Source organism: Arthrobacter sp. AG258 (genome assembly GCF_004364695.1).
GTDB lineage: Bacteria > Actinomycetota > Actinomycetes > Actinomycetales > Micrococcaceae > Arthrobacter.
In genome coordinates this window covers 193,790-217,157 of the sequence record NZ_SOBI01000009.1, presented here as the reverse complement: position 1 = coordinate 217,157, position 23,368 = coordinate 193,790, and the positions used below count along the sequence as shown (strand labels likewise).

Sequence of the window (23,368 nt, the reverse complement as noted above, 5' to 3'; positions counted from 1 at the left end):
GCAGGGCAGGGACGATAAATCTTCGTTAAAGGCCGACGGCGGCCCGCACCTTGATGAAAGGGTGCGGGCCGCCGTCGGTTCCGTGGCTCAGGCCGCTGGGTGCCGGTGGGGACTAGTCGCCCAGGCGCAGGCCGGTCTTGGTGTCGAACAGGTGCACGTGGCCGGACTGCGGACGGACGTAGATGACCTCGCCCTTCATCGGAGGACGGCGGCCGTCGACGCGGGCCACGATGTCGTGGTCCTTGCCGTCGAGCGTGGTGTGTCCGTAGACGTAGGCGTCGGCGCCGAGTTCTTCGACGACGTCGACCTCAACCTTCAGGCCCTCACCCTGCGGAGCGGTTTCAAGGTCTTCGGGACGGGAGCCCAAGGTGACCGTGGAGCCGTGCGCCTCTTCGAGGACGTCGCGCGGCACGGGGTACACGGTGCCGCCGAACTGCACGCCGCCGTCGACGACCGGGAGTTCCAGCAGGTTCATGGCGGGGGAGCCGATGAAGCCGGCAACGAAGACGTTCTTGGGACGGTCGTAGAGGTTGCGCGGGGTGTCAACCTGCTGCAGCAGGCCGTCCTTCAGCACTGCCACGCGGTCGCCCATGGTCATGGCCTCGACCTGGTCGTGGGTCACGTAGACGGTGGTGACGCCCAGGCGGCGGGTCAGCGATGCGATCTGGGTACGGGTCTGGACGCGGAGCTTCGCATCCAGGTTGGACAGCGGCTCATCCATGAGGAAGACCTGCGGGTTACGGACGATTGCGCGGCCCATGGCAACGCGCTGGCGCTGGCCACCGGAGAGGGCCTTCGGCTTGCGGTCCAGGTACTGCTCAAGGTCGAGGAGCTTGGCGGCTTCACGGACTCGCTCAGCGCGCTCTTCTTTGGAGACGCCGGCGATCTTGAGGGCGAAGCCCATGTTGTCCGCAACAGTCATGTGCGGGTACAGGGCGTAGTTCTGGAAGACCATGGCGATGTCGCGGTCCTTCGGCGGCACATCGGTGACGTCGCGGTCGCCAATGAGAATGCGGCCTGCGTTGACGTCCTCAAGGCCTGCGAGCATGCGCAGCGAGGTGGACTTACCGCAACCGGAGGGTCCAACGAGGACCAGGAATTCGCCATCGGCGATGTCGATGTTGAGCTTGTCGACGGCGGGCTTATCTGTGCCCGGGTACAGACGCGTAGCGTTATCAAAAGTAACTGTAGCCACAGTTATCAATCCCTTCACCGGCAGGTACGTGCCGGACGATCCGTTGTGAATGGTTCATGTTTATTCAGTTGTGTTCCAGCAAAGTGCTCCGGGTCATTGCCCGGAGCACCCAATGACGCCGCACGGTGTTTGTGCGCCACATCACATCAAAGAGTATGCCAGAGTGGGCCGTCTTTTGCGTAAATGTTACGAACGTCACATGCGGCGTTGGTCACTGCCCTAGCCGGAGGCGGCTTCGGGGTCTTCTTCAGCCACGGCGATGCTCCGCTCCTGCAGCAGCACCTCCAGCAGTTCGGCGATGTGAACAGGTGCTTCCACCCGGTACTGGGCCTGGGTGAAATCAAGGCCCACCTTGACCCCCACGTCGCCCGGCTCCAACCGGCCGAAAGCGTCCTCGTCCGTCACGTCGTCGCCGGCGAACAGGACGGCTGTGGCCCCGGTGGCCTGCCGAAGGAAGGCGACGCCTTCGCCCTTGGATGCGTTCACCACCGAGGTTTCCAGGACACGCTTGCCCTCCTTCAGGAACACCCCCTTGCGGTCCTGCAGCGACGCCCGGGCGGCCGCAACGGCGTCCTCGGCGACGTCGTCGTCAGCCTGGCGGGTGTGCAGGACGACGCCGGCGGGCTTGTCCTCCAGGGACGTTCCGGGAGCCTCTGCCACGATCTCGGCCAGCACCGACCGGACGTCGGCGAGAAGCGCTTTCTGGTCCTCCTCCAGCGCCAGCTCAGTGGAGCCGGGTCCCAGCCACGCTTCGGCGCCGTGGCTTCCGATGAGAAGGGTGTCCACCGGCGGCGACGCAACCTGCCGCAGGCTGGCGAGGGCACGGCCCGAGATGAGTGCCGTCGTCGTCCGTGGAAGCACCGCAAGGCCGGCGAAGGCTGCTGCCGAGCGTGGCAGCGGCCGCGCGTCCTGTGCGCTGTCCACGATGGGCGCCATGGTGCCGTCGAAATCCATGGCCACCAGCAGGTGTGCGGTTCCGGCGATCCGGCGCAACGCTTCCCTCAACTCGGGGGTCAATGCCAGCTGCCGCTTGGTGGGGCGGCCTTCAGGAGTCATCGCGAACCACCTTTTCGTTCAGCGCGCGCAGGAAGTCCGCGGACCAGTGGTCGACGTCGTGGTCCAGGATCTGGCGGCGCATGGACCGCATGCGGCGCGAGGCTTCCCGGGGCGTCAGTTCCACCGCGTTCATGATCGTGTTCTTGAGCCCTGCGATATCGTGCGGGTTGACCAGGAGCGCCTGCTTGAGCTGGTCCGCTGCACCCGCGAATTCGCTCAGGACCAGGGCGCCGTCGTTATTGTTCCGGGCGGTGACGTACTCTTTGGCCACCAGGTTCATCCCGTCCCGGAGGGCGGTGACGAGCATGACGTCCGCGGCCAGGTAGAGGGCCACCATTTCCTCCACCGGGTAGCTGTGGTGCAGGTAGCGGACCGCGGTGTTCTCAAGGGTGTCGTAGGTGCCGTTGATGTGGCCCACGGTCCCTTCCACCTCCTCGCGGAGCAGCCGGTACTGTTCCACCCGCTCCCGGCTGGGCGATGCCACCTGGATCAGCGTGGCCTCGCCAACGGTGAGCCGGCCGTCCGCCAGAAGCTCTTCGAAGGCCTTCAGCCGGTGGCGGATGCCCTTGGTGTAGTCGAGCCGGTCCACACCCAGCAGGATCGTTTTCGGGTTGCCCAGGTCCTGCCGGATCTGCCGGGCCCGTTCGATGATTTCTGGCCTGGCGGCTAGCTCGGTGATCTGCTTGACGTCGATGGAGATCGGGAAGGCCTGCGCCCGCGCAATGTGCGTGATCAGGCCATCCTGGCCCTTGACGTGCACCTGCTGCTGCTTGACGCTGGCACCGAGGAACCGGCGGGCGGACCGCATGAAGTTTCCGGCGTCGCTGACGCGCTGGAAGCCCACCAGGTCGGCACCGAGCAACCCGTCGATGATGGCCTGCCGCCACGGGAGCTGGGCAAAGATTTCCGGCGGCGGGAACGGGATGTGGTTGAAGAACCCGATCCGGAGATCGGGCCGCGCTTCGCGGAGCATCCGCGGAACCAGCTGCAACTGGTAGTCCTGGACCCAGACGGTGGCGCCGTGGTCCGCGTACCGCACCACGGCGTCGGCGAACCGCCGGTTGACCTTGCGGTAGGCATCCCACCAGGCCCGGTGGAATTCCGGCGGGGCGATGACGTCGTGGTAGAGCGGCCAGAGGGTGGCGTTGGAGAAGCCTTCGTAGTACAGCTCCACGTCGTCCGTGCTGAGCTGTACCGGGACGAGGTCCATCCCGCCATGGCTGAACGGCTTGACGGTTTCGTCAGGTGCTCCGTGCCAGCCAACCCAAGCGCCGTCCGTCTTGGTCATCATCGGTGCGAGGGCAGTCACCAGTCCGCCGGGGGACCGCCGCCAGCCGGATCCGTCGTCACCTCCGTCGGCGGGCGCCATGCGGTCAACCGGCAGCCGGTTCGAGACCACCATGAAGTCGTACTTCGTGTGCGCGGCATGGCTGGAATCCGTACCTGCGGCCTGTGCCGTGCCGGCGGGTTTTTCCTGGACGGGTGTTTGCATTGCGGCCCCCTGGGGTTGCTTGTGCCTCTAAGCCACACTAGCCGGACGGAATCATCGGGGCTATTCGTCCGTTGGTCAACCCGGAGGAATGGTTGAAACCGCAAGCTCCCAGATTTCTCCCCTAAAATGTGGGGGTGCCACCTAGTGGTCCCCCTTCGTCGACCGACCCAAGGAATTCATGAGCCCCGCAAACGAAGTACGTAAGTCCAAGGCTGAGCGAACCGCGGAGGCGCGGGAAAAGGCGCGCCTGATCCGTGAAGCACAGGCAAAAAAGGACAAGCGCAACAAGCTGCTGATCGGCTGGGGCATTGTCGCGGCTGTGGTGGCCATCCTGGTAGTGGTGGCCCTGGTGGTCACCAGCAGTTTGAAGCAGAATGCCCCGATTGCGGATCAGGGGCCCACACCGGCCAACGCCAACATCCATGGCGGCGTTACCCTGCTTGCCAACTCGGATGTGGCCAAGAGCGACCCGGCAACGGTGGACGCCAATTCCGTGGGGGATGCACCGAAGACTCCGCCGGCGGAAGTCGTTGCACCCGGCGCGGAAGCGGAGGCCGGCAAGCCGGTCAAGGTGGTCCTCTACGTCGACTTCATCTGCCCCATCTGCAAGAACTTCGAAACGCAGTACAACGACCAGCTCACGTCCTTGCGCAACGACGGCAAGATCACCGTGGAGTACCGGCCGCTCGGCTTCCTGGACAGCCGGTCCACCACCAACTACTCATCACGTGCGGCGAATGCGGCGGCCTGCGTTGCCAACACGGCTCCGCAGAAGTACGCCGACTACTTCAGTGCCTTGTACGCCCAGCAACCGGCTGAAGGCAGTGCCGGCCTCTCGGACAACGACCTCAAGAAGATGGCCTCAGACATGGGCGTGGACATCGGTTCCTGCGTAGATGACAAGACCTACCGCCCGTACGTGAAGTACGCGACGAAGGAGGCCTCGGCCATCGGTGTCACGGGGACGCCGACCGTCTTCGTTGACGGCAAGCAGTGGGGCAAGGGAGACAGCGCCCAGACGCCGTTCCCGGACTTCCTGCAGGCAGCCATCGCCGCCAAGGGCTAAACGCCGGGAATCCTCGCAAGGGCCCGTTTCGGAACGTATTCGGGGCGGGCCCTTTCGCTGTCCGCTGCCGGTGTGGCGGCGTTTTTACCCCCGGCGGGAGTTGGGCTAACCTTATCTAGCGCCTTGACGGCGCAGGCCCCCAGGGGCCACGCCTCCTTAGCTCAGTTGGCCAGAGCACCGCTCTTGTAAAGCGGGGGTCGTCGGTTCGAATCCGACAGGGGGCTCCGGTGCGACGGCCCCGGTTCGAGGTTCCAGGAACTTCGGCCGGGGCCTTGTCTTTCCCGGGGATTATGCTGGACCCATCCCAATAATCAGCCTGCTGACTAAAGGAGGATGGGTGCCATGCCCAAGACCGGAAAGAATGACCACGCCCGCAAGGAAGAACTCCCTTCGACCCTGCAGCGGTCCGGGCGAAAAGCCCAGGACACGTTCGCCAAGACCTACGATTCGGCCCTCGAGTCCTACGACCATGACGAGGAACGGGCAGCCCGCACGGCGTACGCGGCAGTGAAACACAGTTACGAAAAGGTGGGCGACCACTGGGAGCCCAAGGAAAAACGCGGCCCGTCGGATAATCACGCCGAGGAGGGCGTGCGCTCAACCGAACCCACAGCCGGAGGCGTTGATGCCAACGCGTCCAAGGAACACCTCTACAAACTGGCAAGGGAACTGAACGTCACGGGCCGCTCGACGATGGACAAGGCCCAACTGGTGGAGGCACTCCAAAAGGCGAACACCAAGGCAACCCGCAAAGCCCGCAGCAAATAGTCTCTGCTCTTGCCGTCCCGCCGCCCAAGGTGTCGAATCAGAGGATACGTCCAGTCCGGCCGGCAATGATGCCAGGAGGTTCCCATGTCGGTGAAGAGCACCAAGGAGTCAGTGCGGGCGGCCGGCTTCAAAAGCGGCCCCGATGCACGCCGGGCAGATCAAAACGCCGGCATTGCCGCCTCGGACCCCGGCCGGATCCGCAACGTGGCCCTGGTGGGGCACTCCGGCGCCGGAAAGACGATGCTGATCGAGGCCTTGCTCGCCGCAAACGGCATGATCACCCGCAAGGGCTCCATCGTGGACGGAACAACCGTCAGCGACTCCGACCCGGCGGCTGTGCACCAGCAGCGCTCGGTCACGCTGTCCTTGGTGCCGCTGATGGTGGAGGACGTCAAAGTGAACCTGATGGATACCCCGGGCTACCCGGACTTCATCGGGGAGCTGCGGGCCGGGCTGCGCGCCTCCGATGCTGCCCTGTTCGTGGTCTCCGCGGTGGATGGTATCGACGCCACCACCACCGCGCTGTGGGGCGAGTGCGAACACGTGAGGCTCCCGCGCGCCGTCGTGATCACCCGGATGGACCATCCGCGCGCAGACTACGGGCGGACCCTGGCAGCCTGCCAACAAGCCTTCGGCGACGCCGTTTTGCCACTGTGCGTGCCAGTGCAGGGGGAGGGGGCGGACGCCTCTTTGCTGGGCCTGCTGTCCCGCGAGGTCACCGATTACTCGTCGGGTGACCCATCGCCAGCCACCCGCCCTGCTGACCCTGCCGAGCTCGAGGCAGCAGGGCCGGCCCGCGGAACCCTGATCGAGGGAATCATCGCCGAAAGCGAAGACGAGACGCTCATGGACCGCTACCTGGACGGTGAGGACGTCGACCCGGCAGCGCTCGCAAGCGACCTGGAAACCGCCGTCGCCCGCGGCTCGTTCTTCCCGGTGCTGCCCACATCCGCCGTCACCGGCCTCGGTACCGCCGAGCTCCTGGAACTGTTGGTCAGTGCTTTCCCGCCGCCGGGGGAGCGGAGCCTGCCGGACCTGACCGACCTCGCGGGAGAGCCTGCCGGAACCCTGTCCTGCGATCCGTCCGGTCCGCTTGCCGCGGAGGTGGTGCGGACATCCAATGATCCCTTCCTGGGCCGCATCTGCCTGGTGCGGGTCTTTTCCGGAACCCTGCGTGAGGATTCGCCCGTGCACGTGGGCGGCCACGGCCTGGCCGACCGGGGCCACCAGGACCACGACACCGACGAACGCGTGACCCATATCTACTCGCCACTGGGGGCCAGCCTGCGTCCCGTGCCTTACTGCGTGGCGGGGGACCTCTGCGCCCTGGCCAAGCTGGGGAGCGCCGAAACAGGAGACACCATTTCCGCACGGGACATGCCGCTGCTGCTCGCCACCTGGGAAATGCCGGAGCCGCTGCTGCCGGTCGCCGTGGAAGCGGACTCCCGCAGCGACGAGGATGCGCTGGCCCGCAGCCTGGGCAGGATTGCGGCGGGCGATCCCACCCTGCGGGTGGACCGGAATGCCGAAACGCACCAGCTGGTGCTGTGGTGCATGGGTGAGGCGCATGCGGAGGTAGTGCTCGACAGGTTGCGCGAACAAGGCGTGAAACTTCACACCGTTGACGTGGTGACGCCGCTGCGGGAAACCTTCGCCGCGCCCGCCACAGGCCATGGCCGCCATGTCAAACAATCCGGCGGTCACGGCCAGTACGCCGTATGCGACATCGAAGTGGAACCCCTGGAACGCGGTGCGGGGTTCGAATTCGTGGATAAAACCGTGGGTGGCGTCATTCCGGGAACGTTCATCCCGTCGATCGAGAAGGGCGTCCGGGCACAGATGGAGCGGGGCGTCTCCGCAGGCTTCCCTGTGGTGGACCTGCGCGTGACCGTCGTGGGCGGCAAGGCCCACAGCGTGGATTCATCCGACGCCGCATTCCAGTCGGCGGGGGCCCTGGCGCTCCGCGAAGCTGCGGCCGCGGGAAAGATCCAACTCCTCGAACCCGTGTCCGCGGTGGCCATCACTGTGTCGGACGAGCACGTGGGGACGGTTATGAGCGACTTGTCCGGCCGGCGCGGGCGCCTGACCGGCACCAATTCCTCCGGCCAGGGCCTCACCGAGATCAGTGCCGAAGTTCCGGACCAGGAACTCCTGAGGTACGCGGTGGAACTGCGCGCCTTGACCGCCGGCACCGGCAGGTTCCGCCGGCACTACCTGCGCCATGAACCGGTGCCATCGAATTTCAGCCCCTCCTGATCCCGCCCGGGCAGGAACTTCGCCAAGGAACGCCGGCCGCCCGTGAACGCCGCTACACGAAAAATCCAAAACATCTACCTGACGTTGACGCTGGGCAACACCCTCGCGGCGTCCTTTATCTGGGGCATCAACACACTGTTCCTGCTCGATGCGGGCTTGAACAACTTTGAGGCCTTCGCCGCGAACGCCTTCTTCACGGCAGGCATGGTGCTCTTCGAAGTACCCACCGGGGTGGTCGCGGACAGCTGGGGGCGGCGGGTGTCGTTCCTGCTGGGCACTGTCACCCTGGCCGGGTCCACCTTCCTTTACTACCTGCTCTGGCAGTTGCACGCGCCGTTCTGGTGGTGGGCGGCCGTTTCGGCGCTGCTGGGGCTCGGTTTTACCTTCTTCTCCGGCGCGGTGGAGGCCTGGCTGGTGGATGCCCTGCACTTCACCGGCTACGAGGGCACCCTCGAAGCGGTCCTGGGCCGCGGCCAGATGGTTTCCGGCATCGCCATGCTGGGCGGTTCGGTGGCAGGCGGGGTGATTGCGCAGGCCACCAACCTGGGGGTGCCGTTCCTGCTGCGCGTCGCGGTCCTGGTGGCCATGTTTGCCGCTGCATTCCTTCTCATGCACGACGTCGGCTTCACGCCCGAGCGCTCGGCCCACCCGTTGCAAGCCACCCGGGCAGTCCTCCGGGCTTCGCTCGACGGCGGGCTGAGGAATCCGCCCGTGAGGTACATGATGCTGGCCGCGCCCTTTACCGAAGGCGTGGGCTTTTACGTCTTCTATGCCCTCCAGCCCTACCTGCTGCAACTGTTCGGCGATCCGAGGGCCTACGCCATTGCGGGCCTGGCCGCAGCCATTGTGGCCGGGGCCGACATTGTGGGCGGCTGGCTGGCGCCGCAGGTCCGGAAGCTGGTGCACCGGCGCACCACCGTGCTGATCGGCTCCAACATCATCAGCTCGGTGGTTTTGGTGGTGCTGCTGGCAACCAACGTCTTTTGGCTGGCGCTGGTGCTTCTGGCCCTCTGGGCAGTGGTGGCTTCCGCCGGCACCCCGGTCCGCCAGGCCTACCTCAATGACATGATCGCCTCCCAGCAGCGGGCCACCGTCCTCAGCTTCGCTTCGCTCATGGGCTCAAGTGGCGGGGTGGTGGTGCAACCGCTGCTTGGCAGGGCGGCGGACCTTTACGGCTACCCTGCCTCCTTGGCCATGAGTGGCGTTGTGCAGTTGCTGGCGGCACCATTCATCCTGCTGAGCCGGCGGCGGCGCTCGCCGGCCGATGCCGGGGCGGGCCTGCCGGCCGCGCCCTGACCAGGTTGGGAGGCACACACCGGACGACATGCAGCGAAGGCCCCTGGCCACGGACGGTATGCGTCCGGGGCCAGGGGCCTTCGAAGAACTGCCTGCCGGTGGCAGAAGCCGGTATTACTTGACGCCGGCCTCCACCGGTTCGCTGGCCGCCGGCGTCAGTTTCTCCGCGGTGGGCGGAGGAGTGGTCTTCAGCCTGAACCGTCTTCCAAGGTCGCTGCCGCCGCCGCTGCGGTTCTTGTTGAAGATGTCGAACCCGACGGCGATCAAGAGCACCAGGCCCTTGATCAGCTGCTGGTAGTCCGTGCCCAGGCCCAGGATGGACATGCCGTTATTGAGCACACCCATGATGAGTCCGCCGATCATGGCCCCGGCAACGGTGCCGATGCCGCCGGTGACGGCCGCACCGCCAATGAACGCCGCCGCGATCGAATCGAGTTCGAATCCGGTTCCGCCTGCCGGTTGGGCCGAGTTGAGCCGGGCCGTGAAGACCAGGCCCGCCAAAGCTGCGAGGACGCCCATGTTCACGAAGAGGCGGAACGTCACGGCCTTGGTCTTGATTCCGGACAGCTCAGCTGCATGCAGGTTGCCGCCGATTGCATAGGTGTGCCGGCCAAACACGCTGTTGTTCATCAGTGCCGTGTACGCGATCACCAGGACAGCGAGGACCACCAGGACGATCGGCGTGCCCCGGTAGGACGCCAGCAGGAAGGTGATGATGAGCATCAGCAACGCGGTGAAAGCGGTTTTGATGACGAACCAGACCAGAGGCTCGCTTTCGAGATCGAACTTCTTGCGGATGCGGCGTTCCTTTAGGGCCTGGATCAGGAGTGCCACGGTGGCGCCCACGCCAAGGATGACCGTGAGCCATTCCAGTACTGACGTGCCGCCGGAGATGTCCGGGAGAAAGCCTCCGCCCAGGGCACGCAGCTCCGCAGGGAACGGCGTGATCTGCTGGTTCTTCAGGGTGATGAGCGTCAGGCCGCGGAAGATCAGCATGCCTGCGAGCGTGACGATGAAGGCCGGGATTCCCACGTATGCGATCCAGTACCCTTGCCAGGCCCCGACGAGCGCGCCGACCAGCAGGCACGCAGGGATTGCGGCCCACCATGGCCAGCCCCAGTGCACGATCATGACGCCGGCGACGGCACCGATGAATCCCGCCACGGAGCCGACGGACAGGTCGATGTGGCCTGCGATGATCACCATCACCATGCCGATGGCCAGGATGAGGATGTAACTGTTTTGGACCACCAGGTTGGTGACATTCTGCGGCTCGAGCAGGATCCCGCCCGTCAGTCCTTGGAACAGGAGGACGATCAGGATCAGGGCGACGAAGATGCCAACTTGGCGGAGGCGGCTTGTGAGGAATCCGAGCGACTCTCTTAGGGCTGACATTTCGCTATTCCTTCTCTTTGGTCATGTAATGCATCAGCGATTCCTGGGTGGCCTCGGCGATGGGCACTTCACCGGTGACATGGCCGGCGGCGAGGGTGTAGATGCGGTCGCAGATACCCAGAAGCTCGGGAAGTTCCGATGAAATGACGATGACGGCCTTTCCTTCGGCCGCGAGCCTGGCAATGATCGTGTAGATCTCATACTTGGCGCCGACGTCGATCCCTCGGGTGGGTTCATCAAGGATGAGGACGTCCGGGTCGGAGAACATCCACTTGCTCAGGACCACCTTCTGCTGGTTGCCGCCGGAGAGCTTCCCGGTGATGGCGGCGACGGAGGGTGCCTTGATGTTCATGCTGGTGCGGTAGCCGTTAGCTACCACGGTCTCCTGGTTTTTGTCGACGAATCCGCGCTTCGCGAGCTTGCGCAGCGATGCCAGCGAGATATTGCGCTTGATGTCCTCGATCAGGTTCAGGCCGTAGTGCTTGCGGTCCTCCGTGGCGTAGGCAATGCCGTGCCTGATCGCGTCCGAGACGGTGGACGTATTGATCTCCTCGCCGTACTTGTAAACCTTGCCTGAGGTGGCCGTGCCGTAAGTGCGGCCAAACACGCTCATGGCCAGTTCCGTCCGGCCGGCGCCCATGAGCCCGGCAAGGCCCACGACTTCGCCCTTCCTGACGTGCAGGTTGGCGTTGCTGACTACCATGCGGGCGTGGTCCTGCGGGTGGCGGACGGACCAGTCTTCGATCCGGAGGACTTCCGCGCCGATGTTCGGCTCGCGTTCCGGGTAGAGGCTCTCAAGGTCGCGGCCCACCATGCCACGGATGATCCGCTCCTGGGTGATCTGGCCTTCATCGAGCCGAAGGGTCTCAATGGTCTTGCCATCGCGGATGATGGTGACAGCGTCTGCCACCTTGCGGATCTCGTTGAGCTTATGGCTGATGATGATGCTGGTGACGCCTTGGCCCTTCAAGTGGAGGATCAGGTCCAGCAGGTGGCCGGAGTCCTCATCGTTGAGGGCGGCCGTGGGCTCGTCCAGGATGAGCAGCTTCACTTCCTTGGACAGCGCTTTGGCGATTTCCACGAGTTGCTGCTTGCCCACGCTGATGTGCTGTACCGGGGTGACGGGGTTCTCATCGAGTCCCACGCGGGCCAGCAGTTTTGCTGCCTCCAGGTTGGTCTTCCGCCAGTCCACCCATCCCTTGGTGGCCTGTTCGTTGCCGAGGTAGATGTTCTCGGCGATGGAAAGGTACGGGCTCAGCGCGAGTTCCTGGTGGATGATCACGATGCCCCGCTTCTCGCTGTCCGAGATGCTGGCGAAATTGCAGGGTTCGTTTTCGAACAGGATTTCCCCGTCGAACGTGTTGTGCGCGTATACGCCGGACAACACCTTCATGAGCGTTGATTTGCCGGCGCCGTTCTCACCGCAGATGGCATGGACTTCTCCACGGTTCACATCAAGGGTGACATCCTGCAGCGCCTTCACGCCCGGGAACGTCTTGGTGATTGCTCGCATTTGAAGAATGGGTGTGTTCATCGTCAATTCCCACTGACTGGTCGAATCTTGGCCTTCCTGCTGCTGCAGGAGGTTGCGGGAGGGGCTGCGGCCGGACGGCCGGCCGCAGCCCCCGGCTGTCTACTTGACGTCGGCGTCGGTGTAGTAACCCGAGTCGATCAGTTCCTTCTTGTAGTTGTCCTTGGTGATGATCACGGACTTCAGCAGGTAAGCCGGGACAACCTTGACCTTGTTGTTGTAGGTCTTGGTGTCATTGGTTTCCGGTTCCTGGCCCTTGAGGACGGCGTCCACCATCTTGACCGCCTGGGCGCCGAGCTGCCGGGTGTCCTTGAAGATGGTGGAGTACTGCTCGCCAGCAACGATGGACTTCACGGAGCCCTTCTCGGCATCCTGGCCCGTGACGACCGGCAGGCTTCCCTTGGCGTAGCCGCCGGTGCTGGTGAGGGCCGAGATGATGCCGATGGACAGTCCGTCATAGGGGGACAGGACGCCGTTCAGCTTGGTACCTGAGCTGTAGGCGGACGTGAGGATATCCTCCATGCGCTTCTGCGCCACGGGTGCTTGCCAGCGGAGGATCGCGGCCTGTTCAAACTTGGTCTGGCCGCTGGGGACCTTCAAGGTGCCGGCATCCATGTACGGCTTGAGGGTGTCCATGGCGCCGGTCCAGAAGAAGTTGGCGTTGTTGTCGTCAGGGCTTCCGGCGAAGAGTTCGACGTTGAACGGACCCTTGCCGTCCACTTTCTTGCCACTGGCGTCAAGGAGTCCCAAGCCGGTCAGCAGCGAGGTGGCCTGCTGGACGCCGACCGTGTAGTTGTCGAACGTGGTGTAGTAGTCCACGTTCGGGGTGCCGTTGATGAGGCGGTCGTACGCGATCACTTTGACGTTCTGCTCCTTGGCCTTGGCCAGGACATCGGTCAGGGTGGTGCCGTCAATGGCGGCGATGATCAGCGCCTTGGCGCCCTTGGTCAGCATGTTTTCGATCTGCGAGACCTGGGTTGGGATGTCGTCATTGGCGAACTGGAGGTCTGTCTTGTAGCCAAGGTCCTTGAGCGACTTCTCGACGTTGGCGCCATCGGCAATCCAACGCTCGGATGTCTGCGTGGGCATCGAGATCCCAACCAGCGAGTCGGCGGGCTTCGCCGCGCCGCTGGATTCGGTTGCCGCGCCACGTGAGCCGCAACCGGTGGCGCCCACCGTCAGCGCGAGGACAAGGGCCACCGCGCCCACGATTTTTTTGATTCTCACCATTTTCTCCTTCCGCGGCAGCACTGCCGCGAAGTGTTATTGGACGAGGCAGCAGCGATGCTCCCTGGTCCTGGCCACATTGTTGATGTGTCGGTTCAATATAGACTGATTTGTGAACGCTAACAAGAGGCGGCTATCAAGTGCATGAACCTGCTTCAATTTCATTGACTTCTGCTTTGTTAGCGTTCACACTTGCTGCAGCGCTTAGCTAGACCGTGACCCCTAGACAACCCCGGCAATGAGGCCCCTGCCTCCCGGGCGGAGGCAACCGAATGCCAGATACATCCTTCAGTTCCAACCCTGACCACTGCGTCGTCGGCGTGGATTACGGAACACTTTCCGGCCGTGCCGTGGTGGTGCGTGTCCGCGACGGGAAGGAGCTCGGCAGCGCGGTCCATGCGTATCCGCACGCCGTGGTCACCGACGTCCTGCCACGTGACACAGCGGGCGACGACGGGGCCCGGCTTCCCGGGGAATGGGCGCTCCAGGTGCCCAACGACTACCGGGAGGTGCTTCGCACTGCCGTCCCGGCAGCGGTGGCCGACGCCGGGATCGACCCGGCGGCCGTCGTCGGTATTGCCACGGACTTCACCGCCTGCACCATGGTGCCTGTCATGGCCGACGGCACCCCACTGAACGAACTGCCGGGCTATGCCAACCGGCCGCACGCGTACGTGAAGTTGTGGCGCCACCACGCGGCGCAGGGGCAGGCCGACCGGATCAACCGGCTCGCCGCCGAACGTGGCGAGGACTGGCTTCCCAGGTATGGGGGGCTGATTTCCTCGGAGTGGGAATTCGCCAAGGGGCTGCAGCTGCTGGAAGAGGACCCCGAAGCCTACGCCGCAATGGACCGCTGGGTGGAGGCGGCGGACTGGATCGTCTGGCAGCTGTGCGGCAGGTATGTCCGCAATGCCTGCACGGCCGGCTACAAGGGCATCTACCAGGACGGGCGCTACCCCTCGGAGGACTTCCTGGCCGCCCTGAACCCGGAGTTCAAGGACTTCGTCAGCTCCAAACTCGAGCACACCATCGGTCGGCTGGGTGACGCCGCCGGCACACTGACCGCGGAGGCCGCAGCCTGGACCGGGCTGCCGGAGGGCATTGCCGTGGCCGTGGGAAACGTTGACGCCCATGTGACGGCCCCGGCAGCGAAGGCGGTGGAACCGGGCCAACTGGTGGCCATCATGGGCACCTCCACCTGCCACGTCATGAACGGCACGGAACTGCGTGAAGTACCGGGAATGTGCGGGGCCGTTGACGGCGGCATCGTTCCCGGCCTGTGGGGCTACGAGGCGGGCCAGTCGGGCGTGGGAGACATCTTCGGCTGGTTCACGAAATACGGAGTTCCGCCCGAATACCACCAGGCGGCCGAAGCTGCCGGTCTGGGGATCCACGAATACCTCACCGAACTGGCCTCGCGGCAGGCCATCGGGGAGCACGGGCTGATAGCCCTGGACTGGCATTCCGGCAACCGCTCGGTCCTGGTGGACCACGAGCTCTCCGGCATCGTGGTGGGCCAGACGCTCGCCACCAGGCCCGAGGACACCTACCGGGCGCTTCTGGAAGCCACAGCCTTTGGAACCCGCACCATCGTGGACGCCTTCCGCGACGCCGGGGTTCCGGTCAAGGAATTCATCGTGGCCGGCGGCCTGCTCAAGAACAGGCTCCTGATGCAGATCTACGCAGATGCCACCGGCCTGCAGCTTTCCACTATCGGCTCGGAACAGGGCCCGGCCCTGGGGTCGGCGATTCACGCCGCCGTCGCGGCCGGCCACTATGCGGATATCCGCCAGGCCGCAGCGGCCATGGGCGCCGAACCCGGGGAGGTCTACACTCCAATCCCGGAAAACGTGGCCGCATACGAGGAACTCTTCACGGAGTACAAAACCCTCCATGATTACTTTGGCCGGGGCAGCAACGACGTGATGCACCGGCTTAAGGCTATCCAGCGACGGGCCGCCCAAGTGGCCCGGCCCGGAGCAGGCGTCGCCGCCAAAGCAACCCTGGGGGTGTCCGCATGACCGCCGAAACAGGCGCCGGAACCGGCCTCCTGGAAACCATCGCCCGGATCCGGGAAGACGTATGCGCCCTGCACGCTGAGTTGACGCGGTACGAACTGGTGGTGTGGACTGCGGGCAACGTCTCGGCCCGGGTGCCCGGCACCGACCTGATGGTCATCAAGCCGTCCGGCGTCAGCTACCAGGACCTGACCCCGGAGCAAATGGTCGTGACCGACCTGCACGGCACGCCGGTGAGGGGCACCAATGTTGGTGGCGGCGGCACGGTCGATTGGGGCAACCCGCCGCTCTCGCCGTCGTCCGACACCGCCGCGCACGCCTATGTGTACCGGCACATGCCCGAGGTGGGCGGGGTGGTGCACACGCACTCCACCTATGCCACCGCGTGGGCCGCACGGGGTGAGGCCATCCCCTGTGTGCTCACCATGATGGGGGATGAGTTCGGCGGTTCCATCCCGGTGGGCCCGTTCGCGCTGATCGGCGACGATTCGATCGGCCACGGCATTGTGGAGACCCTGAAAAACTCGAACTCACCGGCGGTCCTGATGCAGAACCACGGCCCTTTCACCATCGGCAAGGATGCCCGTTCCGCCGTGAAGGCCGCCGTGATGTGCGAGGAAGTGGCCCGCACTGTCCATATCTCGCGGCAGCTCGGTGAACCCCTCCCGATCGACGCAGGCCATATCGACTCGCTCTACGCCCGCTACCAAAACGTCTACGGGCAGTAATCCCCAAACCTTTAACAGGAGTACGCATGAACACCGCCGCAAACACCACCCTGGACGGCCACGAGGTCTGGTTCCTCACCGGCAGCCAGCACCTCTACGGGGAGGAAGTCCTCAAACAGGTGGCCGCCCAGTCCCAGGAGATCGCGAACCAGCTGAACGCCAATTCCGCCGTCCCGGTAAAGATCGTCTGGAAGCCGGTCCTGACCGACTCGGATGCCATCCGCCGGACCGCGCTGGAAGCGAACGCCGATGACTCAGTCATCGGCGTGACGGCCTGGATGCACACCTTCAGCCCGGCCAAGATGTGGATCTCCGGCCTGGACCTCCTGCGCAAGCCACTGCTGCACCTGCACACCCAGGCCAACCGCGACCTGCCCTGGGCGGACATCGACTTCGACTTCATGAACCTGAACCAAGCCGCGCACGGCGACCGGGAGTTCGGGTACATCCAGTCCCGCCTTGGCATCGCCCGGAAGACCGTCGTCGGGCACGTCTCCAACCCCGAGGTGGCACGCCAGGTGGGGTCTTGGCAGCGCGCGGCCGCCGGCTGGGCCGCCGTCCGAACCCTGAAGCTGACCCGCTTCGGCGACAACATGCGCAACGTCGCCGTCACCGAAGGCGACAAGACCGAGGCCGAGCTGCGCTTCGGCGTCGCGGTGAACACGTGGTCCGTCAATGAGCTCGCGGACGCCGTGCACGGCGCGGCGGAGGCCGACGTCGACGCCCTGGTGGCCGAGTACGAGGACCTGTACGACGTGGTGCCGGAGCTCCGCGCAGGCGCGGCCAGGCATGAATCGCTGCGGTACGGCGCCCGGATCGAGCTGGGCCTGCGCAGCTTCCTCGAAGCCAATGGCTCCGCCGCGTTTACCACCTCCTTCGAAGACCTGGGGGCCCTCCGCCAACTGCCCGGCCTCGCCGTGCAGCGGCTCATGGCCGCCGGGTACGGCTTTGGCGCCGAAGGCGACTGGAAGACCGCCATCCTGGTGCGCGCCGCGAAGGTGATGGGTGCCGGCCTGCCCGGCGGCGCCTCCCTGATGGAGGACTACACGTACCACCTGGAACCGGGCGCGGAGAAGATCCTGGGCGCCCACATGCTGGAGGTCTGCCCCTCGCTCACGGCGTCGAAGCCGCGCCTGGAAATCCACCCGCTGGGCATCGGCGGCAAAGAGGACCCGGTCCGGCTGGTGTTCGACGCCGATGCCTCCCCGGGCGTCGTCGTCGCCCTGTCCGACATGCGGGACCGCTTCCGCCTGGTGGCCAACGCCGTCGACGTGGTTCCCCTGGACCAGCCGCTGCCCAACCTCCCCGTGGCCCGCGCGCTCTGGCAGCCGAAGCCGGACTTCGCCACGTCCGCCGCCGCCTGGCTCACGGCCGGCGCCGCCCACCACACCGTGCTCTCCACCCAGGTGGGCATGGAGGTGTTCGAGGACTTCGCCGAGATCGCCAAGACCGAACTCCTGACCATCGACGAGGGCACCACCATCCGCCAGTTCAAGAAGGACCTGAACTGGAACGCCGCCTACTACAAACTCGCCGGCGGGATCTGATTCCGTGGCGCAGCCCGGCTACCGGCCCCGGCGGCGGCTGCCAAGGCTTGAGGACGTGGCGGGGCTGGCCGGGGTCTCGCACCAAACCGTCTCGCGGGTGGTCAACAAGCACCCCAACGTCAGCAAGGAGACCCGGCACAAGGTGGAAGCGGCGATTGCCGAACTCGGCTACCGCCGCAATACAGCAGCACGCAGCCTGGTCACCCGGCGCTCGCAGACCATCGGCGTCCTGGGCAGCGAGTTGTCGCAGTACGGCCCGGCCAACACCTTGCTGGGAGTTGAACGGGCCGCGCGGGACGCGGGATATTTTGTCAGCGTCGCTGCGCTGCGGGAAGTCACCAGGGACACCATCCTGGACGCGGTCAGGCACTTCCTGGACCAAGCGGTGGACGGGATCGTCGTGATTGTTCCGCACCTGGCCACGTTGGCGGCCTTGGCGGAACTCGCTATCGGAGTGCCGGTAGTGGCCGTGGGGTCCGACGGGAATGACGCCGTTGGCGGTGTCCGGGTGGACCAGCGCAAGGGAGCCAAACTGGCCGTCCGGCACCTCATAGCGCAGGGCCACCGCCGGATCGGGCATGTCGCCGGGCCACAGGACTGGATTGACGCCGTGGCGCGGTCCGACGGCTGGCGTTCCGCCCTGGAAGCCGCCGGGCTCGAGGCGGATCTCCTGGTCGAGGGAGACTGGAGTGCGGGCAGCGGCTACGCCATTGGCCGTCGGCTGGCTGCTGACCGGCGCGCCACGGCCCTCTTCGTGGGCAACGACCAGATGGCATTGGGGATCCTGCGCGCCCTGAACGAAGCAGGCTTGGAGGTGCCGACGGACGTTTCCCTGGTGGGCTTCGACGACCAGCCCGAATCGGCATACTTCAGCCCTCCGCTGACCGTGGTCCGGCAGGACTTCGAAGAGCTGGGCCGTCGCTGCATGGACATGATGCTCGGGGTACTCGGCGGTGCGGAAGGGCCCAGGACGCTGGTGGTGGAACCTGAGCTCATCCTGCGCAGCAGCACGGCCCCGCCCTGCTGAAGCAGCAGGAAGGCTGGAATTAATCCGGGGGAGACCGCCGCGAAACGTGGCCACAACAATTGCTGCGTAGGTTTCAGGCATGACGGCTACCTTGCTCACCCGGCTCCGCGACTGGGCCATTGCTACCTTTACCTGCGAATCAGAGTCCGAGGCCGCCGGCGCCATGGCCGATGCCACCCGGTGGGGGTGGCTTCCCGCCTTGAGTGGAGTCTCCGTCGGCGCCGACCATGCCCGCTCCGAACACCTGGGAAGGGTGTCCGGCGGCAACTGAATGTCTGCTTGGCCACACTATTGCGCCGGGGCCCGGATGATGCCCTAAACTGCTTCACTGAGGTGCCTGAAATGGCGCTGTGCAGCAACGAAAGTGAACATGCTAATGGCTACCGATTACGATGCTCCACGCAAGCAGGAAGAGGAGTCTCCCGCTGACTCCCTGGAGGCCCTCCAGGCGTCCCGGAGCGGCAACGCGCAGACCGCAGTCATCGATGTCGACGAGAATGACACCGCTGAAGGCATCGACCTCCCCGGCGCCGATCTGTCCAACGAGGAACTCACCGTCATTGTGGTTCCCGAGCAGTCCGACGAGTTCACCTGCTCGTCCTGCTTCCTGGTCCGCCACCGGTCACAGGTGGCCCGCGAAAAGGACGGCCTGAAGTACTGCCGCGACTGCGAAGGCTGAGCCCCACCCGTTCTTCCCGGCGCCGGTTGCCCCTCCGGGGCGGCCGGCGCTGCTGTGTCTCCGGCCGCCGTCGTTACCAAAATACCCCTCCGTGACAACGGAAAAGGTGCCGTGCCCGGTTGGGGGCACGGCACCTTTTCGTGAACGCTTCGCCCTATTCCGGGACTACCAGGGCGGGCGTATCCTTCTTGAGCGTTTCGCCGCGGAAGAAGCCCGGGTGCGTGCGGGACATGACCAGCATGACGACGGCGCCCAGGGCCAGGATGCCTACGCCCAGGATGAACACCAGGCCCACGCCGAAGACCTCGGAACCGCTGCCGAACTCGGGCGCCAGGCTGTCCACGGCGGTCTGGACGAAGACCACGAACAACCCCACGCCGCCCACCACCGGGCAGACCAGCCTGAACACGAAGTGGCGCACGCTGTTGAACAGGCTGTGCCGGAAATACCAGGTGCAGGCCAGTGCGGTGAGGCCGTAGTAGAAGCAGATCATCAGGCCCAGCGCCAGGATGGTGTCGTTCAGGACGTTGTCGCTGACCACATGCATCACCGCGTAGAACCCGGCGGAGACGACGCCGGCAGCAATGGTGGCGAAGCCCGGCGTTGCGAACTTCCGGCTGATCCGGCTGAAGGGTTCCGGCAGGGCGCCGTAGTGGGCCATCGCCAGCAGGCTGCGGGACGGTGACATGAACGTGGACTGCAGGGAAGCAGCCGAGCTGGAGAGCACCGCCAGGGACATCAGGATGGCGAACGGGCCCATGATGGGGGAGGCCAGCGCCGTGAAGATGTTCTCGTGGTTCTCGGCGTTGTTCAAGCCGTTGCCGGTATCTCCCACGCCGGCGAACATCATGGTGGCGATGCTGACCAGGAGGTAGATGGCCAGGACGATGACCGCGGTGAGGGTGCCTGCCACGCCGGCGGTCTTTTTGCCGTTGGCGGTTTCCTCATTAACCGTCAGGCAGACGTCCCAGCCCCAGTACACGAAGATCGACAGGGAGATGCCGGCGGCAACCTGGCCGAAGGTCTCGATTTTGGTGACGTCGAACCAGTCCCAGCTGAACGGGATGGCGGTCTCCGAGGTGGACCAGTTGGCGAATGCCATGGCGACGAAGAGGCCCAGCACCAGCAGCTGGAATCCCACCAGGCTGTACTGCACCATTTTGGTGGTGTGCATGCCGCGGTAGCTGACCCAGACGGCCAGTGCCACGAACACGAAGCACGTGACGACGTTGAGCGCCTTGTTGTCCGCCAGGTCTGCCAGCTCGGCGGAGCCTGTGACCTGGGACAGGAAGAGATAGAAGAAGTCGACGGCGACGCCGGCCAGGTTGGACAGCACGATGATGTTGGCGGCCAGCAGGCCCCAGCCGCCCATCCAGCCGATCCAGGGGCCGAACGCTTTGGTGACCCAGGTAAAGGTGGTGCCGCTGTCCGGGGAATCGGCGTTGAGTTCCCGGTAGGCGAGCGAGACCAGGATCATGGGGATGAAACCGATCAGGAAGATCACTGGCAGTTGGAGCCCGGCTTCGTTGACGGTGGGTCCAAGCGCGCTGGTAAGCGTGTAGGCGGGGGCAATGGTTGAGATGCCCAGGACGACGACGGCCAGCAGGCCGAGCTGCCCGCCCTTGAGTCCCTTGGCGCTGACGCCGCCCGTGGACGGTGCGTGGGCGTGGGGGCCGGATTTGGAGGTACTGGTGCGGATTGTCTCTGTCATGGCACCACTTTCTGAAAGGCTGTGAGACGGAGGTCACTATATGAATGGCGTTCATTTAGTATGAGGGTGCCGGCCCTGTGATGCAAGACGCAATATGAACCACATTCGTTTATGACTGATTTCCACAATTAGTAAGCTCACTGAGAAATTTCCGGATTGCCGGCCGCGGGGCAGCCCACGGCTGGTAGCGTCAGCCATATTGGACCACTTGAGGAGGATGCATGAAAGCTTCACCGACACTGACCAACAATCTGCAGGCAGTCCTGGCCGACCTGATCGAACTCCACATCCAGGGCAAGCAGGCGCACTGGAACATCGTGGGCACCAACTTCCGCGACCTGCACCTGCAGCTCGATGAGATTGTTGACGCTGCCCGCCAGTTCGCCGACGATACTGCCGAGCGGATGCGCGCCCTGCACGCCCTCCCGGACGGCCGCAGCTCCACCGTTGCCGAAACCACCAGCCTGGCCCAGTTCCCTGACGGGCTGATCAGCACTGCGGACGCCATTGAGCGGATCGTTGCCGCTATGGAAGCCGCTGTGGGCACCATGCGCAAGGTCCACGACGAGGTGGATGAGGAAGATCCCACCTCCGCGGACCTTTTGCACGAGTTCATCGCCCGGCTCGAGCAGTTTGCCTGGATGGTGCAGGCTGAAAACATGAAGCCAACCGCCAAGGTGACCACTGCCGACTCCAAGTAGGCCGAGCGTCCCGCACGAGGGCGCCCGGTACCGGAACTCATCCGGCACCGGGCGCCCTTTGCGGTCCCCGTGCGGTCAGGTGGCCTTGGGTACCTTCCGCAGCACGACGGCGGCGAGGACTGCCGCCGTCGCCATCAGTACCAGCCCAATTGCCGCCGTGACGTGCACGCCGGAATCGAACGCCGCCGCCGCGGCGTCCCGGACCGCGTCCGCCAGCGGACCGGGCAGGACGGCGGCCGCTTCCATGGCGCCGGCCAGCGTTTCCCCCGCGTTGTGCAGCGAGGCGCCCGGGAGCATGCCATCCAATCCGGCCGGGAGGCGCAGGTTGTGCTGGTAGGAGGCCGTCAGGATGGAGCCAAGGACGGCCGTCCCCAGCAGTGAGCCCACCTCGTAGCCGGTTTCGGAGATCGCCGCGGCGGCCCCTGACTTTTCCGGCGGCGCGGAGCCGAGGATGAGGTCATTCGAAATGGTCTCCGCCGTCCCCACGCCCAGCGCCAGGACCAGGAGCGCTGCCAGCAGCAGCGCGGGTCCGCCGTCGTGGTTTCCAAACGCCACCAGGGTGTATCCCGTGGCGCTGAACGCCAGCCCCGCCGCCACCACGTAGCCAGGGCGGACCTTGCGAACCAGCGGCACCACCACCAAGCCGGCCGCCACCGTGGCTGCCAGCGCCGGAATCATCGCCACGCCCGCCGCTGACGGGCTCAGGCCCTCAAGGAGCTGGAGGTGCTGGGCAAGGAACAGGATGAAGCCGTTGAAGGAAAACAGGGCCAGGATGTTGGCGCTGATGGCCATGCTGAACACCCGGTTCCGGAACAGCGACATATCCAGCAGGGGGTGTTCCAGGCGGTGCTGGCGCCGCACGAACACCACGCCCATCGCCAGGCCGAACGCCATGCTGCCAAGGCCCGTTAGGCCCGGACCTTCGGTGGCAACATCCTTGATGCCGTAGACCATGGGGACCATCACCAGCATGGACAACAGGATGCTCGGGACGTCCACTCTTCCCGGCGACGGGTCCTTGGATTCCGGGATGAAAGTTCGGCCCAGTGCCAGCAGGGGAACCATCAGGGGCACCGCCACCAGGAACACGGCGCCCCACCAGAAATGCTCCACCAGCCAGCCGCCGAAGATCGGCCCCAAGGCTGCGCCGCCGGAGAATCCGGCAGCCCAGATGGCGACGGCCATCCGTCGGCGGTTGGGCTCCGGGAAGATGTTGCGGATCAGCGACAAGGTGGAGGGCATCAGCATCGCCCCGAAGAACCCCAGTGCGGCCCTTCCGGCGATCAGCCACTCCGCGGAGGGCGCAAAAGCCGTTGCGGCGGACAATCCGGCAAAGCCCGTGCTGCCGATAATGAGCAACCGGCGCCGCCCAATCCTGTCGCCAAGGCTTCCCATCGATACCAGGAGACCGGCCAATACCAGTGGATAAGCGTCAATAATCCACAACACGTGCACGCCGGAGGGTTCCAGGGCGCGGGTGATGGCGGGCAGGGCGAATGTCAGGGCGGTATTGTCCACGGCGACGAGCAGTACCGGGAACATCAGCAGCCCCAGTGCGAGCCAGTCGCGCCGCGGGGACCGCCCGGCCGCTCCGCCGCTGCGTGCAGGCGCCGAGGTCGAAGGGGAAGTCGTCATAAAATAACTATACCGTCCAGACGGTACAGTTTAAAACCTT

19 protein-coding genes and 1 tRNA gene are annotated in these 23,368 nt (G+C 65.2%); 12 read left to right on the top strand and 8 right to left on the bottom strand.

Annotated features, from left to right (window positions below; genetic code table 11):
* Positions 1 to 112: 112 nt before the first annotated feature.
* The 3 genes from ugpC to DFO47_RS18300 form a co-directional block, all read right to left on the bottom strand.
* A complete protein-coding gene (gene ugpC / locus DFO47_RS18310) occupies positions 113 to 1,195 on the bottom strand; it encodes a sn-glycerol-3-phosphate ABC transporter ATP-binding protein UgpC (RefSeq protein ID WP_018762103.1) in 1,083 nt (360 codons plus the stop codon).
* Positions 1,196 to 1,414: 219 nt separating this feature from the next.
* The gene (otsB, locus tag DFO47_RS18305; protein ID WP_018762104.1) at positions 1,415 to 2,251 is read right to left on the bottom strand and encodes a trehalose-phosphatase; all 837 of its coding nucleotides are present in this window, start codon (positions 2,249 to 2,251) and stop codon (positions 1,415 to 1,417) included.
* Positions 2,241 to 3,743 carry a trehalose-6-phosphate synthase gene (locus DFO47_RS18300; protein ID WP_133832546.1) on the bottom strand — a complete coding sequence of 501 codons (1,503 nt, stop codon included), beginning with the start codon at positions 3,741 to 3,743 and terminating at the stop codon, positions 2,241 to 2,243. Before DFO47_RS18300 ends, otsB begins: the two co-directional genes overlap by 11 nt.
* Before the next feature lie 178 nt (positions 3,744 to 3,921).
* On the opposite strand from DFO47_RS18300, the gene DFO47_RS18295 reads away from it, so the two are divergent.
* The 5 genes from DFO47_RS18295 (at position 3,922) to DFO47_RS18275 (ending at position 9,129) form a co-directional block, all read left to right on the top strand.
* Positions 3,922 to 4,809, top strand: coding sequence for a thioredoxin domain-containing protein (locus DFO47_RS18295; RefSeq protein ID WP_109863919.1), 888 nt, complete (start codon positions 3,922 to 3,924; stop codon positions 4,807 to 4,809).
* A gap of 150 nt (positions 4,810 to 4,959) precedes the next feature.
* A tRNA-Thr gene (locus tag DFO47_RS18290) sits at positions 4,960 to 5,033 on the top strand.
* 118 nt (positions 5,034 to 5,151) lie between these two features.
* On the top strand, positions 5,152 to 5,577 hold the full coding sequence (locus tag DFO47_RS18285; RefSeq protein WP_133832545.1) for a ChaB family protein: 426 nt from the start codon (positions 5,152 to 5,154) through the stop codon (positions 5,575 to 5,577).
* An 84-nt stretch (positions 5,578 to 5,661) separates the two neighbouring features.
* Positions 5,662 to 7,833, top strand: a complete 2,172-nt coding sequence (locus tag DFO47_RS18280) for an elongation factor G-like protein EF-G2 (RefSeq protein WP_133832544.1) — start codon at positions 5,662 to 5,664, stop codon at positions 7,831 to 7,833.
* A gap of 42 nt (positions 7,834 to 7,875) precedes the next feature.
* A complete protein-coding gene (locus tag DFO47_RS18275; protein ID WP_133832543.1) occupies positions 7,876 to 9,129 on the top strand; it encodes an MFS transporter in 1,254 nt (417 codons plus the stop codon).
* Positions 9,130 to 9,243: 114 nt separating this feature from the next.
* On the opposite strand, the gene mmsB is transcribed toward DFO47_RS18275, so the two are convergent.
* The 3 genes from mmsB to chvE all read right to left on the bottom strand — a co-directional run bounded on the left by mmsB (position 9,244) and on the right by chvE (position 13,285).
* Entirely contained in the window at positions 9,244 to 10,524 is a 1,281-nt protein-coding gene (mmsB, locus tag DFO47_RS18270) for a multiple monosaccharide ABC transporter permease (RefSeq protein WP_133832542.1), read from the bottom strand.
* A 4-nt stretch (positions 10,525 to 10,528) separates the two neighbouring features.
* Positions 10,529 to 12,058 (bottom strand): multiple monosaccharide ABC transporter ATP-binding protein, encoded by a 1,530-nt coding sequence (gene mmsA, locus DFO47_RS18265; RefSeq protein WP_133832541.1) that lies wholly within the window; start codon positions 12,056 to 12,058, stop codon positions 10,529 to 10,531.
* Between the two features lie 99 nt (positions 12,059 to 12,157).
* On the bottom strand, positions 12,158 to 13,285 hold the full coding sequence (gene chvE, locus DFO47_RS18260) for a multiple monosaccharide ABC transporter substrate-binding protein (RefSeq protein WP_206073960.1): 1,128 nt from the start codon (positions 13,283 to 13,285) through the stop codon (positions 12,158 to 12,160).
* Positions 13,286 to 13,554: 269 nt separating this feature from the next.
* Between chvE and araB the strand changes: the two genes are divergently transcribed.
* From araB to DFO47_RS18230, 6 genes are all read left to right on the top strand, one after another.
* On the top strand, positions 13,555 to 15,303 hold the full coding sequence (gene araB, locus DFO47_RS18255) for a ribulokinase (RefSeq protein WP_133832540.1): 1,749 nt from the start codon (positions 13,555 to 13,557) through the stop codon (positions 15,301 to 15,303).
* Positions 15,300 to 16,028, top strand: coding sequence for an L-ribulose-5-phosphate 4-epimerase (locus DFO47_RS18250; RefSeq protein WP_133832539.1), 729 nt, complete (start codon positions 15,300 to 15,302; stop codon positions 16,026 to 16,028). Before araB ends, DFO47_RS18250 begins: the two co-directional genes overlap by 4 nt.
* 26 nt (positions 16,029 to 16,054) lie before the next feature.
* Positions 16,055 to 17,575 carry an L-arabinose isomerase gene (gene araA / locus DFO47_RS18245; RefSeq protein WP_133832538.1) on the top strand — a complete coding sequence of 507 codons (1,521 nt, stop codon included), beginning with the start codon at positions 16,055 to 16,057 and terminating at the stop codon, positions 17,573 to 17,575.
* Positions 17,576 to 17,579: 4 nt separating this feature from the next.
* The gene (locus tag DFO47_RS18240) at positions 17,580 to 18,602 is read left to right on the top strand and encodes a LacI family DNA-binding transcriptional regulator (protein WP_243835534.1); all 1,023 of its coding nucleotides are present in this window, start codon (positions 17,580 to 17,582) and stop codon (positions 18,600 to 18,602) included.
* Between the two features lie 79 nt (positions 18,603 to 18,681).
* Positions 18,682 to 18,873, top strand: a complete 192-nt coding sequence (locus DFO47_RS18235; RefSeq protein WP_109863891.1) for a hypothetical protein — start codon at positions 18,682 to 18,684, stop codon at positions 18,871 to 18,873.
* Between the two features lie 105 nt (positions 18,874 to 18,978).
* Positions 18,979 to 19,281: a DUF4193 domain-containing protein gene (locus DFO47_RS18230; protein WP_018762118.1), complete on the top strand. Its 303-nt coding sequence runs from the start codon at positions 18,979 to 18,981 to the stop codon at positions 19,279 to 19,281.
* Between the two features lie 154 nt (positions 19,282 to 19,435).
* On the opposite strand, the gene DFO47_RS18225 is transcribed toward DFO47_RS18230, so the two are convergent.
* Positions 19,436 to 20,992: an APC family permease gene (locus DFO47_RS18225; protein ID WP_018762119.1), complete on the bottom strand. Its 1,557-nt coding sequence runs from the start codon at positions 20,990 to 20,992 to the stop codon at positions 19,436 to 19,438.
* A 221-nt stretch (positions 20,993 to 21,213) separates the two neighbouring features.
* Here DFO47_RS18225 and DFO47_RS18220 point away from each other — a divergent pair, with 221 nt between their 5' ends.
* Positions 21,214 to 21,693, top strand: a complete 480-nt coding sequence (locus DFO47_RS18220) for a DNA starvation/stationary phase protection protein (protein ID WP_018762120.1) — start codon at positions 21,214 to 21,216, stop codon at positions 21,691 to 21,693.
* A gap of 75 nt (positions 21,694 to 21,768) precedes the next feature.
* Here DFO47_RS18220 and DFO47_RS18215 read toward each other — a convergent pair whose 3' ends face one another.
* Positions 21,769 to 23,328 carry an MFS transporter gene (locus tag DFO47_RS18215; RefSeq protein WP_133832537.1) on the bottom strand — a complete coding sequence of 520 codons (1,560 nt, stop codon included), beginning with the start codon at positions 23,326 to 23,328 and terminating at the stop codon, positions 21,769 to 21,771.
* Positions 23,329 to 23,368: the final 40 nt, after the last annotated feature.

Excerpts from the sequence above, each read along its gene's own strand:
- DFO47_RS18215 (WP_133832537.1), bottom strand. The coding sequence starts at position 23,328 with ATGACGACTTCCCCTTCGACCTCGGCGCCTGCACGCAGCGGCGGAGCG.
- DFO47_RS18295 (WP_109863919.1), top strand. The coding sequence starts at position 3,922 with ATGAGCCCCGCAAACGAAGTACGTAAGTCCAAGGCTGAGCGAACCGCG.
- araA (WP_133832538.1), top strand. The coding sequence starts at position 16,055 with ATGAACACCGCCGCAAACACCACCCTGGACGGCCACGAGGTCTGGTTC.
- DFO47_RS18250 (WP_133832539.1), top strand. The coding sequence starts at position 15,300 with ATGACCGCCGAAACAGGCGCCGGAACCGGCCTCCTGGAAACCATCGCC.
- DFO47_RS18220 (WP_018762120.1), top strand. The coding sequence starts at position 21,214 with ATGAAAGCTTCACCGACACTGACCAACAATCTGCAGGCAGTCCTGGCC.
- otsB (WP_018762104.1), bottom strand. The coding sequence starts at position 2,251 with ATGACTCCTGAAGGCCGCCCCACCAAGCGGCAGCTGGCATTGACCCCC.
- DFO47_RS18280 (WP_133832544.1), top strand. The coding sequence starts at position 5,662 with ATGTCGGTGAAGAGCACCAAGGAGTCAGTGCGGGCGGCCGGCTTCAAA.
- DFO47_RS18230 (WP_018762118.1), top strand. The coding sequence starts at position 18,979 with ATGGCTACCGATTACGATGCTCCACGCAAGCAGGAAGAGGAGTCTCCC.
- DFO47_RS18300 (WP_133832546.1), bottom strand. The coding sequence starts at position 3,743 with ATGCAAACACCCGTCCAGGAAAAACCCGCCGGCACGGCACAGGCCGCA.
- DFO47_RS18225 (WP_018762119.1), bottom strand. The coding sequence starts at position 20,992 with ATGACAGAGACAATCCGCACCAGTACCTCCAAATCCGGCCCCCACGCC.
- DFO47_RS18235 (WP_109863891.1), top strand. The coding sequence starts at position 18,682 with ATGACGGCTACCTTGCTCACCCGGCTCCGCGACTGGGCCATTGCTACC.
- mmsB (WP_133832542.1), bottom strand. The coding sequence starts at position 10,524 with ATGTCAGCCCTAAGAGAGTCGCTCGGATTCCTCACAAGCCGCCTCCGC.
- chvE (WP_206073960.1), bottom strand. The coding sequence starts at position 13,285 with ATGGTGAGAATCAAAAAAATCGTGGGCGCGGTGGCCCTTGTCCTCGCG.
- DFO47_RS18285 (WP_133832545.1), top strand. The coding sequence starts at position 5,152 with ATGCCCAAGACCGGAAAGAATGACCACGCCCGCAAGGAAGAACTCCCT.
- araB (WP_133832540.1), top strand. The coding sequence starts at position 13,555 with ATGCCAGATACATCCTTCAGTTCCAACCCTGACCACTGCGTCGTCGGC.
- mmsA (WP_133832541.1), bottom strand. The coding sequence starts at position 12,058 with ATGAACACACCCATTCTTCAAATGCGAGCAATCACCAAGACGTTCCCG.